This window comes from Lysinibacillus sp. FSL W7-1291 (assembly GCF_038593415.1).
Lineage (GTDB): Bacteria > Bacillota > Bacilli > Bacillales_A > Planococcaceae > Lysinibacillus > Lysinibacillus fusiformis_D.
On the sequence record NZ_CP151994.1, the window covers coordinates 3,284,368 to 3,297,376 of the forward strand.

Genomic DNA, 13,009 nt, shown 5'->3' on the forward strand with positions numbered 1-13,009 from the left:
TTATAATATGCCCTCCTGATATTCGAAGTCCTTTTTGACAACTTCTATTAGATAGTCATCTTCTTTTAATGGATAAAGTGCTTTGATCTTTAAGCCGCTTTGATGGAATAACGCTTCAAACTGCGATTGTGTTCTTTCCTTGCCTCCGCACATCGTCCAAATATTTAAATCTGTCATATATAAATGCGAGGCATTTCCTTCAATGACCTCTGGTAATATTTTTTCAATAATAGTTAGTGCAGAATTTTCGCTCATACTTTCGGCAATATTACATAAAATTGTAATTGCTGCTTCATCCTCCCAATCATGGAGAATTCTCGATAGAATATAGAGATCACCTGACCGTGGCACTGCATGAAAAAAATCTCCTGCCTGAAACGTACATCGACTATCGAAACCGTAAAGTGCCAGCTTCTCCTCCGCCTTTTGTTGAACATGTTGTAAATCGATTACAACCCCTTGAGCATTGCGATAATATTCCAAAAATTTCACAATTATCTCTCCAGATCCACCACCAATATCAATAATTGTCTTGATACAGTGCCAATCCTTTTTTGCTGCGAAATAGGTGTCTAATTGAAGCTGTTCACTTGTTTTACTCATCATATTATGAAACACTTCAAATTTTTCGTTTTGCTGTATTTGTGCTTGAAAATAAGGCTGTTTCTCTACTAATTGATATGGGATTTTGTTCATTTTTATTGCCTCACATAGTTTTGACCAATAAGGCATTGCTTGTCTCCCTGTAAATAGCAGAAAATCCTTTAAAGAATCCTTTGCTTGTCCTGCCAACCGTTCCCCTAAAGGAAGTAAATTAAAATAATTTTTTTCTTCTTTCACATACTTTAAAGCCACTAATGGTCTCATAAAACGAAAGAGTATGTCTTCATCAATTGCTAATTCCTCTGCCAATAACGATACATGTCTTCGTTCTTGATATAAGGCATCAAATATTCCTAATTCACAAGCTGTATAGAGCAAATAAGATGTAGAAAAGCCTTGAATCGTTGAACGTATCATATTTCCTTGTATATCCATAGTTTTTCTCCTTAATGGTTACTGCTATTATCTGCCATCAATTTATACCATTTACAAACAGTGTTTTCTGCGATATTAATAAGGGCATATAACCCTCCACCCAATAAAGCTAGTCCTATCACACCTGCATACATAGCTAGATAATCTCTACTATCCATTCGATTTAAAATGTAATATCCTAATCCGCTAAAAGATGCAAAAGTTTCTGCTATAAATAGAATGGCTAATGCTGTTCCTAATGAAGCCCTTAAAGAAGTCATTACACTCGGTAAGCAATAGGGTAATGTCAAATGAGACAATGTTTGTAGTTTTGTAGCATTTAATGACCGGATAACTTGCTTCTGATCATAAGGAATTCCCTTCGCTGCATCACGGATGACTACGACTAATTGAAAATAAAGAACAAAGGCAATTAAAATGATTTTTGGGGCATCGCCTAATCCAAATAACACAAGAATAATTGGTAAAAAAACAACCTTCGGGATAGGGTAGAGCACATATAATAAAGGACTTAATATGAGGTCTATTTTGTTATTCCATCCCATAAGTAATCCTGTAGGAATCGCTAATAAAAGAGCGCAGCCAATACCAATAGCTACTCGATAACTACTAATGACAAAATGTGGTGTTAAATCACCGTTTGTTACTACTGTTAAAAATGATAGTCCTGCTTTAAAGGGAGAAGGTAAAAAAGGTTTATTTAATGCAATGCTAGACAGATGCCATAATAAAATAATCATGATGGCAGCAATCACTATACTATATGTCTTCTTCACAGGGCTCTCCCTTTAATAATTGTTTAATCCGCTGTTGCTGACGATACATGCAAGCAGGATGATGACGCCCCTCTATTTGATAATCATTCTCAATAATTCCTGCAATTGTTTTTCCATTCGTGTGAAATACAACAATTCGATCGCTCATCATCAGCGCTTCATCAATATTATGTGTCACGAATAGTAAGGTTAAATTTCTTTCATGACGTATTGTTTGTAATGTCTGTATGAATTGCTCCTTCGTTAAAATATCTAACGCAGAAAACGGCTCGTCCATTAACAAGACTTTTGGTTTTTGAATTAAAGCCCTACCGATGGCAACCCGCTGCTGCTGCCCCCCAGATAGTTGGAAAGGGTAGCGGTTCTGCAAATCGTGAATATTCAATTGCGATAAAATTAATTGTGTGTCCCTGTCCCTTTCCTGCTTAGAGCGTTTAGCAAGCTTTAAAGGGAGAGCTATGTTAGCTTTCACGCTTTTCCATGGAAACAGGCCATAATTTTGAAAAATAATCGCTATCTCCTGCTGTGGTCCTTTCAGTTCTTTACCATCAAAATAAATGGTTCCTTTAGTCGGTTTCTCCAAGCCAGCTACAATATTTAAAAATGAGGATTTTCCGCTACCTGAGACACCAACAATAGCTACACATTCACCTAAAGATATATGAAGGCTAATATTTTGCAGAGCGTTCACCATACCTGAGGCTGATTTGTATGCTAAGTCAACATGCTGAATTTGATACATGGCCTATCCTCCTTTTACTGTTCTTCTAAGGATGTCTCTACTAGCTCTTCATATGAAAAGGCTTGCTCTAATAATCCTTTAGAAACTAACCAATCCGAAAGACGCTCAATATTTTCTTGTGCTGGTACACGATTAGGCGTAAAGGCTGGAACTGTATATTGTTCTTTTAAAATTTCTGGTACATTCGCCACTTGTAAGGCAAGCTCAAAGTATTTTTCTGGCTGCCGATTTACCTGTTTAATGGCTTCATTGTAGGCTTCCAGAAATTTTTTAACCTCAGCTCTATTTTTTGTTATATTTTTTTGTGTCATCACGATGACTGATTGGGAAAAGTTCTCGCCAAGCTTTGTATCATCAATGACAATATTTGCACCTTGGGCAACTGCATAGCTTGCCAATGGCTCTGGTAGTATAGCTACCTGCGCTTCTTTTCCAGCTAATATGGCATCTACACGTAATGAAAGATTCGGCAAATGAATTTTTGTTATTTGGGAGGATTCTAGTTTTAAATGGCGCTCATATTGCTCCATTAGATAATCCATCATTGTATTTTCAGCGATCATTACAGATTGTCCTTCTAGCTGTTTCGGTTCAACAATAGCGCTTTGCGGAGAAGAAACGACTAAAAATCTTCCCTCCTTCTCCGTCGCACCTAATGCTAATGCAATGGTTTTAACATCCAAGCCTCCTTTTTTTATTAAATTTTGGACTATCATATCAGTCATCATGCCGTCGAGCTCACCAGCCTCCATCGCCTTGGATTGGTCAGAAGCACTGCCAAACTCTATAAGCTCAACATCGACACCATATTGTTGAAAAAGTTGATCCTTCTCAGCTACATATAAAGGCAGACTATCATCGATTCGTAACACACCTATTTTTAATGAAGAATGCTTAGCTATTTTTGTTTCTTCACTACAGCCACTTATGCAAGCCATCATGATAATCATGAAACATATTCGGGCAAGGAGATGCTGTCTCATAGAGCTCCTTCCTCCATAGTGACACTTTGCTCTTCAACATATGCTGCTAGTTGTTCAAGGCGTGTATGCGTGAATAGTGTTTGAATAGAAAGCTCTATAGTGAATTGCTCTTTTATTTTTCCGATCATTTGAATGGCCATTAAAGAATTACCTCCACATGTGAAAAAGTCATCATCAAGTCCAGGCTGTGCGTAGGATAATATTTCTTCCCATATTGCTGCTACGTCTTTTTGCATCTCTGTATAAGGTGCTCTATACTTCTTTGACAGCTCTTGCTCATTCAATGGTAACTGTTGTAAAAACTTACGGTTTACTTTCCCATTTTCTGATAGAGGCATTTTATCAATAGATTTATAGATTGTAGGCAACATATAATGAGGCAATTTTTGAGCAAGTAATTGTTTAAATTGTTCATTATTTAGTCCATCTTGTTCATCTTCTAATACTACATATGCCACTAGTATTGATGTTCCATTACGTTCATGAACAATGGTTGCTGCTTCCTTCACACAAGGCAATTTAGCTAAGTGATAATCTATTTCGCCTATTTCAACCCGATAGCCATTTAATTTGATTTGTGCATCTGCTCTTCCTAAAAATTCAATATTGCCATCAGGCAAATATCGCCCTAAGTCGCCTGTAGCATATAGACGCTCTTTTGTCATTGGATGAATTAAAAATTGCTCATTTGTACGGTCTTCATTTTTCCAATAGCCTTTTGCAAGCCCTACTCCTCCGATATATAAATTTCCTGGTACATTCACAGGGCAGGCCGCCATTTGGTCATTTAAAATATAATAATATTGGTTGGCTAAAGGTTTCCCATATGGAATACTCTTCCAATTCCCATCTACTGTTTGTATATCGAAAATATTCGACCATATAGACGCCTCTGTTGCACCACCTAATCCTAAAATTTGTGTCTTTGGCGCAATTTCCCAAATTTCACTTGGCAAGCTTATTGGAATCCAGTCTCCACTCAGTAGTACCGCTCTTAATGTTGGATATGTGAAAAACTCTATATTTTTAGTATATTGTGCCAGCATTTGCATAAAGGCAGGTACTGTATTCCAAATGGAAATGTGCTGCGTTTGCAATAATTCATTCCAATGAACAGGATCTTTTATGCGCTCAGCTCGTGGTACTACTATGGCTCCTCCAACAGCAAGTAAACCGAAAATATCATAGACCGATAAATCAAACGTCAAGTTAGATAACGCAAGAATGCGATCCTCTGCACAAACGCCAAGTCGATCATTAATATCTACTATCGTATTCACTGCACCTCGATGATCAATCATGACCCCCTTCGGCTTTCCAGTAGAACCAGAAGTATAAATGACATACGCTAAATCAGAAGACAATAATTCAGGACTAGTAATAAAACATTCTTGATGTGCCCATTCAGGATCAATGACTGTCACATGATAATCATTTAAAAAAGGTAGCTGTTTAAGTACATGTGCTTGCGTCACAATGGATTGAACTTCTCCTTCCTGTAAAAGAAATTTCATCCGTTCAATCGGTGTTGTACAATCTATCGGCAAATATGCCTTCCCTGCCTTCATAATGCCTAAAACAGCAACTATCTGTTCCCATCCTTTTTCCATAACAACAGCAACTAATCTTCCTTTAGTACGATCCATTGCGAGTATTGCTTGCGCAGTATGGTTCGTTAAATGACTTAGCTGTTCGTACGTCATATTTTTTTCTTCCGAAATCACTGCCAGATTAGTAGGATTTGCTGCTATTTGTTTTTCAACAAGACTGATTAATGTCTCGTCGGAGATAGCTGTGTCTGGTCCTTTCAATTTCCCTTCTTGCTCTTGACATGGGAAACATACAAGACTCCTAATTGGCTGTTGCCATAAGTCTTCTTTCCTAGCAAGCTCCTTTAAAATACGGGTGTATGCTTCAAACATGTCGCGAATTAGATACTGCGGGAAAAGCTCCTCTATGGCATCCCAGCTTAACCATAATTCACCCTTTTGCTCTGAAACTTGATGATCTAGCCAAACTTGAGGTGTCTGAGATAATCCATATACAATATCCCCTAAATAGCTAGTTTTTGTTGTAGATCCATTATTTTTTTCAAGCCCTAAGCCACTCGTGAAGACAAAGGGCATCATAATCCCCATTTGTCGATACCATTTTTTTGCTAGTGCTCGTTCGACATAAACACCACTTACATAAGGATGTTCTAAATCCTGCAATAATTGCTTTTGAACAGTTCTTGCACGCTCTAAAAAAGATTCTCCTTTTGACATATCAATAGATAACAGATTAAGAGATGTAAAATCACCTATGAGCTGGTCAACATCTGGTTCGAACAACACACGATGGAAACGAGTAAGATTAATCGTAAATTTCGGTTGGCTACTCCATCTCGCTAACGTTTCAGCATAAGCAGCTATTAACAACGAGGCTGGTGACAAGTTCATTTTGGCAGCCAATTGCTTTAATACTAGCCATTCTTCTGTCGATAGCTTTTCCTCGTATCTTGTAAATTTACAGTTAGATAAATCTTCTTTATAATCAAGCAGTGGTAAATCAGGTGCTGGATACATATTGTCAATTCGCTGATGCCAATATTGAATATCCCGCTTATACATTTCGGTCTCTCGAATTTTTTGATAAGCCAGTATATAATCTCTAAATGTCGTTTGAAGTGTTTGTAGTTTTGCTGAAGAATCATCATATAGCCGCTTCCACTCTTTAAATAAATAGAACATACTAAAGCCATCAAAAATGATATTGTCAAAACTAATATGGATTCTTGTTTTTTGTTCATTAATGGCCGACATACGAATATCAAATAATGGCCACTCACTCGGAATAAAAGTTTGATGTTCCATCTCACTGCGCACTAACGTGAGCTGTTCTTTACGTTGTTCTGCTGAAAGATTCGTAAGATTATAGGAAGCAATGGAATAATACGCTACAAATTCTTGGACTTGTTGCTGTTGTCCATCATTTAAAATAATGGCTCTCATCATATCATGATGTTGGATAAGACGATTCCATGTTTGCTCCACCCTTGCATGATCGAGGGAAGAACAATCCATTTCAAAATAGCAATGAGTAGATACATCCCCGTACGCATAAATGCCGCTACGGCCTAACCAATAGGCTTGCTGAACGTCTGTTAATGGGAACGGCTTAAAACGATCCTGCTCATTAGGCTCTATACTTGGTAACTTTTTCTCCGAGTCCTCATTTGACTTTTGGTGCACTAGTTCCTCTAATAACAAGGCCATTTGTTGAAACACTGGTTGATTAAAGATGGCTTCTAAACTCATTTTGACAGCAAATTGCTCTTTTATTTTTGCACTAAGCTGAGTAGCTAATAATGAATCTCCACCAAGCTCAAAATAATGATCGTCTATGCTAATGGCTTCTTGCCCTAATACTTCTTTCCATATTTGTGCTAATCTCAATTCGATTGAGGTTGTTGGTGCAATAAAATCCTTTTTAGCTAGATCAGCTTGCTCTTGTTGAGGGATTGGTAATGCTGCTCGATCTACTTTTCCATTAGCAGTAATAGGCAACTGCTCTAATTGAATAATGACTTGTGGAATCATATAGTTTGGTAATCGTTGTTCTAAGTAACGGTGAAGTGGTTCTAATTGGAAATCTAATGTTGATTGTCGTTCAACTTGCGCTACAAATAAATACTGTGTAAACGCGGTATCAATAGACTGCGTCGTCATATTGGTGAAGCCCTCGTCTGTCAATACTGAAAGCCAATCATTTTCTGATAATAAGGGAAGGCATGTCTTTGCCCTTTCATCCTCATAATGTGTAAAGCCATCCTCTAAAAATGCTGTACTGACTAATTGCAGAGGATTATTTTCCGTCATTTCTAATTGAATGAATAAACCGCCATGCTTTAATAGCTTTTTTAAATGTTTAAGTGAATTTCTAATATGGGCTGCTCTATGTAAAGAGTGAGAAGCCACAATCACATCATAGTCATCATCTACAAAGCCTTGAGAAATCGGGCACTTATTTATATCAAGCATTTTGTAATGGATATTCGGCTGTGACCCTACAATTTGTTGAGCACGATTTAAAAAATAGTTGGATTCATCTGTAGCCGTATAATGTAGCTCATCTGTCGAAAATGCTTCCATTACTATTTGAAGTGTGTTGATATGACGCGTCCCAATCTCTAATATTTTGAGTGGTGCTTGACGTTCTATTCGATGATTTAATACCGTTTGAATCAAGTTTATGAATACTTCTTGCTGTTTGTTTCCATCAGATAGGTTATCTGTCAATTGCTCTAAAGTGTGTACATTATGAGGAAGCAATAATTCTAAAGGCTCTATTTCACCAGTTAAAAGTGCATAGCTTTTTTCAAAAAAGGTAGAAATAAATTCATTTATATATGTTGTTTGTTTTTTATTTAAACGATGAAACGATTCTTCATTTTGGACGATTAAGCATTGTTTATTATGAATAATCGGCCCATCACATGAAACGATATTGTTTTTTTCTAAAAATCTAAACCATTGATCGATTAAGCTTTGATATCGACTGTTGATCTTTTCTCGCTCTATGATCGTTATCCTATTGTAGCTTGCATCTTTTTCTATTGGAAAACCACATCTGACAAGTATTTTACAAATCGTTTCCGTAGTGAGGTGGGTACAATAATTTTTAAATAATCGATAACGATATTCATTCTCATTTACATTTTTTAAAAAATACCCTGACGCTTTTAATTGATCTATGTTAGACCAATCAATCATGGGTTTATTGTTCTTTATAGATTGTACCTGCTCTTTTTCTGAACAACTTACAATATAAGCAGCTAAATATTGGCTTTCCTCTCCTCTGACAGTGACAACGGCATCCTCCACTTTCTCATAGCTTCGCATAACACTTTCGATTTCACCTAATTCAATACGATGACCCCGTACCTTTACCTGGGAATCATTTCTTCCTAAAAATTCAATAAGCCCATTATGCCAAAATCGCCCATTATCCCCTGTCTTATACCAGCGAATACCTTTTTCTTCTATAAAACGGTCAGCAGTTAATTGTGGTTCTCCTACATACCCTTTGGCTATACCAGCGCCGCCTATCCACAATTCTCCTGCTTTCCAATTCGGACAATCTTCTCCATTTACATCAATCACTCTATAAAACTGATTTCTCAATGGTCTTCCATAAGGGATCGATCGCCAATTTGCTGGTAACGGGTGATCAACATTATAGTAATTGGACCAGATTGCCGCTTCTGTCGCACCACCCATCGCTACTAATAAACCTCTCGGTGCTACTTTTAACAATCGGTCAGGAATATCTAAGTTAATCCAATCACCTGACAGCATGACGATACGTAAATCTAAACAAATTAATTTTGCACTTTCTGCCTCTATTAAAAACATTTTCAATAAAGCGGGTACAGAATTCCATAGTGTAACATGATAATGACGAACCAACTTTAACCAAATATCAGCGTTTCGAGCCGTATCGTCTGAAAGAAGAACAATGCTGCCACCAACACTCAAAAGACCAAATATATCGTATATAGACAAATCAAAATCTAATGAGGATACTGCTAAAATACGATCTTCCATGCTTATGTTATATTTTTGATTGATATCTGCAATTGTATTCCAAGCTGCTTTATGACTAATTTCCACACCTTTTGGTTCTCCCGTTGAGCCTGATGTAAAAATAATATAAGCTGAGCTGTTTACATCCACTTTAGGCAATGTCACATGACCAAATTGTTGTGTTTGTTCTATTTTAATAACTAGTACTTGATCAATATTTTTATATTTTGCCTCATAGGGAGCAGCTGTTAAGATAAAGCTTACATTAGCCTTTTCCATAATTTTTTTATAGCGCTCACTTGGCTGTGTCACATGTACTGGAACAAAGCATCCCCCAATAGCCAAAACCCCTAAAATTGCTTGAATTTGCTCTAATCCTCTCGGCAATGAAATCGCTACTCGATCACCTTTTTTAAAGCCGTTATGTAACAATGTGGCAGCCACCTGTTCCGCCTGTAAGGTTAGTTGTTTATAAGTTATTTCATGATGGTCTATCCCATCTATTAGCGCTATAGCATATGGTTGTTGCTTTGCTATTTCAAAGAAAGACGTATGCAAGCACTGTGCAGAATCTGTTACTATGAAATCTTCTATTACTTGACGTCTTGCTATTTGTGCTTTCGTTTCGATAGCTGGATGTTGGAGCCAATGCTGTTCGTCTTCAATTAACCAATGAATGGTTTTGATAAACAGATCAAACATGTCATCCAATAAACCTGATGGAAATATGTCATCTAAACCATCCCAAATACATAATAAACCACCATCCATATCAAACATTTGAAAGTCTAACCAAACTTGAGGTGTTTGAGAAATCATGTAATGAATCTTGCCAAATGCATCTTTAAATTCTTCATTAATAAGTGGTACACCTAAATTACATGAAAAAACGATTGGAGCAAAGACTTTTTCATCTGGGTGATACTTAGCTAAATCTCGTTGAATTTTGACCCCTGAATAAGCCGTATAGTTCATATCTTGATGAAATTGCTGTTGTAAACTTTTTGTAAAGGCTAAAAAAGACTGTTGTGTTTCACTATCAACCTCCAATAATAACAAGGTAGTAAAATCAGCTACAACATGCTCTAGCTCTTCAGACAAAGTATCTCGATTGAACAATGGTATATTCATAAGAAAACGGGATTCACTGCTCCACTTATTTAATGTGTAAGCATAAGCTGCTAACAATACCATCGCAGAAGTAACGTTATAACGAGAGGCAATCAATTGCAGCTTGCTCCAAGCAGTATCTTCTAAAAAGTACTCTCTTCTTGTAAATTTAGGTTCGTGTTGTATCAACGCAGCATTGTTTGACAACGGTAGTTTAGGACCTAATGGTAAAGTGGCTAACCTGTTTTTCCAATAGGCTTCGGCATAACGTTCTTCATCAGCATTTGCTAATTTTTTATCATAAAGATATTTCGCAAAGTTCCAATTTTCAGGTGCTTTTGGTTTTTGTTGTCTAGTATAAGCGGCCGCTAAATCATGTAAAATGATTTGGAAACTTTGCACATCAGCTACAAGTAAGTCGATATCGAAATGAAGTCGCGTTTTACCATCAGGCAATAGAGATAGCTGTAATCGAGCTACTTCCCCTTGATCAATTGCCAATAGCCGATGTGAAGTATTCGCACGAATAGCTTCTAATTGTTGATTAACCTCGTCTTGTGAACATGTTGTTAAATCGTGAACAGCAATAGCTGTAAAAGGGGATGCTGTTAAAACTTGCTGTTGGCCATCCTCCGTATACTTAACACGGAGCATAGGATGATGCTGGACAATGATGGCCCATGCCGATTCAAGCCGCTCTATATCAATATGTTGACCGTTAATTTCCATATAACCATGACAGCCATTTCCGCCTAAATATTGACCGCTTTGTCGCCCAACCCAATAGGCATACTGTACATCTGTTAATGGAAATGGCTCATACATATTAGGTATTGTTTTATCTTGATTTTCTAATAGGGAGTTATCACTATTTATTGAATGGACAGCCTCTCTATTTAATAATTCGTACCAAGCGCTCAAATAAGGTTCCGATATTAATTCTTTGAAAGTAATGGTAATGCCAGCTTTTTTTAGTTTGCTGACTAATTTCATGACTTGTAAGGAGTTTAAGCCTAACTCCAATAAATTTTGATCCGCGCGTATTTCTTTCTTTATACCGAGGAGTTGATTGACTTCTAATGCTAGATTTCGGATGATGTCTAAATCACTTTCTAATTTCAATGCATAGACGCCTCACTTTCCATAGCCATCTGTTTTAATTTTTTTTTATCCACTTTCCCTACATTTATAAACGGTAATCGCTCAACATATATGATTCGATCTGGAAGTTTATATGGAGCAACACCTATATGAAATAAATAACTACATATCTCATCTCGTTCCATTCTTTGTCCATCGGTCACTATAAATGCACAAATGCTTTCTCCTAGATCCTTATCTGGTAAACCAACAACAGCAGCATCTTTTATCATTGGCTGTGTACGTAAAAAACTTTCAATTTCAGATGGTATAACATTTTCACCTGCACGATTAATTTGCTCCCTTACTCGACCGATAATTTGTATATTTCCATCTGATGTAATACGAGCCTTATCACCAGTACGTAAAAAGTAATCCTTGGTAAAAATTTCTGCATTTAAAGCAGATGCTTGATAGTATCCGCCAAATGTATACGGACCTTTTGCCACCAATTCTCCAAGCTGACCCTGAGGAACTTCTCTTCCTAGCTCATCTATAATCTTTATTTCATCACCTATCGAAATTGCCTGCCCTTGACAGCTTGTAACAATTTCCACAGGATCATTTAATGCTGTGAAACAAGTAATCCCTTCGCCGAGTCCGTATCCTTGTTGTATTTTACAGTGAAATGTATTCATAAATTGAACAGCCATTTCCTGCTCTATGTGAGCAGCGCCAATTAAGACCACCTCTAAGCTCGACATATTCAAATCTTCATACCATTCAAATGCTTCTAACCAAAGGCTAGCAATTGTTGGTACAATGGCGGTATGTGTCACCTGTTCTTTTTCGATTTCATGAAATGCTTCATCAAAGCTAGAGGTTTGACATAATACCACTTTTCCACCTGTAAAAAGAGTACCTAATATACCTGGTGAGCATAACGGATAATCATGTGAAATCGATAGTACAGCCATGTATGCCGTTTCAGGAGTCATTCCACATTTTTCAGCAGAGGCGAATGCATTATAGGCATAAGCTTCATGTATTTTCGGAATTATTTTGGGAATGCCTGTTGTGCCACCAGACAATAAGTATAATGCAGTATCTCTATAGTGAGGTGAAGCGCTAATTGCTAATGAATAGTTCCTTTCTTTCAGTTGATCTACTGTTACATGTGTATAGGATGCTGGCCACTGTATGGTGGATTCCCCAACCGTCACAATATATCGAATACTTTTATGCTGAGGAATTACCTGTGCGGCCATACATTCATACTGGAAACCTAGATAACTACTGCAACATATATAAGCTATTGGCTGAACCATTTTGGCAACTGTATCGATTTCTACTTCTCTATGGGATGGCAACATCAAAACAGGCTGCACACCTATTTTTAACAGACTAAATAAAACAGTAATAAATTCAATTGTATTTGGTAGCTGCATTAAAACCCGATCACCCTGCTGCCAACCTAAAGATAAAAAGCCTGTCGATAATTGCTTAATTTCTTGAAGCAGCTCTTCATAAGTTAAGCGTCGATTCCCTTCCACTACTGCCAGATGATGCGGAAACCGTTGAGCAATGATGTCAAGCTCTTCCATTAATGTTTTCTTTCTTAAAAAGCCCAATTCTTCATATCGTTCTACTTCTTGTAAATACCAATCCATTTGCTGAGACATCCTTTTCGCCTCCATTCTCTCTGTTAACATC

At 37.1% G+C, this 13,009-nt stretch carries 6 protein-coding genes; all 6 read right to left on the reverse strand.

Translation table 11 applies throughout. The features are described 5' to 3' along the window. The 6 genes from NST76_RS15890 to NST76_RS15915 are packed head-to-tail and all read right to left on the reverse strand — an operon-like array spanning position 1 to position 12,978. Positions 1 to 1,038 carry a methyltransferase gene (locus NST76_RS15890; protein ID WP_342535023.1) on the reverse strand — a complete coding sequence of 346 codons (1,038 nt, stop codon included), beginning with the start codon at positions 1,036 to 1,038 and terminating at the stop codon, positions 1 to 3. Between the two features lie 11 nt (positions 1,039 to 1,049). After that, complete coding sequence (locus NST76_RS15895; RefSeq protein WP_330493083.1) at positions 1,050 to 1,814, reverse strand: ABC transporter permease subunit; 765 nt, start codon at positions 1,812 to 1,814, stop codon at positions 1,050 to 1,052. Beyond that, positions 1,798 to 2,556 carry an ABC transporter ATP-binding protein gene (locus NST76_RS15900; protein ID WP_342544137.1) on the reverse strand — a complete coding sequence of 253 codons (759 nt, stop codon included), beginning with the start codon at positions 2,554 to 2,556 and terminating at the stop codon, positions 1,798 to 1,800. The genes NST76_RS15895 and NST76_RS15900 overlap by 17 nt, the downstream gene beginning before the upstream one ends. Positions 2,557 to 2,570: 14 nt before the next feature. After that, positions 2,571 to 3,539, reverse strand: a complete 969-nt coding sequence (locus NST76_RS15905; RefSeq protein ID WP_342544138.1) for a MetQ/NlpA family ABC transporter substrate-binding protein — start codon at positions 3,537 to 3,539, stop codon at positions 2,571 to 2,573. Beyond that, positions 3,536 to 11,338 (reverse strand): amino acid adenylation domain-containing protein, encoded by a 7,803-nt coding sequence (locus NST76_RS15910; protein ID WP_342544139.1) that lies wholly within the window; start codon positions 11,336 to 11,338, stop codon positions 3,536 to 3,538. The genes NST76_RS15905 and NST76_RS15910 overlap by 4 nt, the downstream gene beginning before the upstream one ends. Beyond that, entirely contained in the window at positions 11,335 to 12,978 is a 1,644-nt protein-coding gene (locus tag NST76_RS15915) for an AMP-binding protein (protein ID WP_342544141.1), read from the reverse strand. The genes NST76_RS15910 and NST76_RS15915 overlap by 4 nt, the downstream gene beginning before the upstream one ends. Positions 12,979 to 13,009: the final 31 nt, after the last annotated feature.

Coding starts and splice junctions, on each gene's coding strand:
- NST76_RS15905 (WP_342544138.1), bottom strand. CDS start 3,539: ATGAGACAGCATCTCCTTGCCCGAATATGTTTCATGATTATCATGATG.
- NST76_RS15890 (WP_342535023.1), bottom strand. CDS start 1,038: ATGGATATACAAGGAAATATGATACGTTCAACGATTCAAGGCTTTTCT.
- NST76_RS15915 (WP_342544141.1), bottom strand. CDS start 12,978: ATGTCTCAGCAAATGGATTGGTATTTACAAGAAGTAGAACGATATGAA.
- NST76_RS15900 (WP_342544137.1), bottom strand. CDS start 2,556: ATGTATCAAATTCAGCATGTTGACTTAGCATACAAATCAGCCTCAGGT.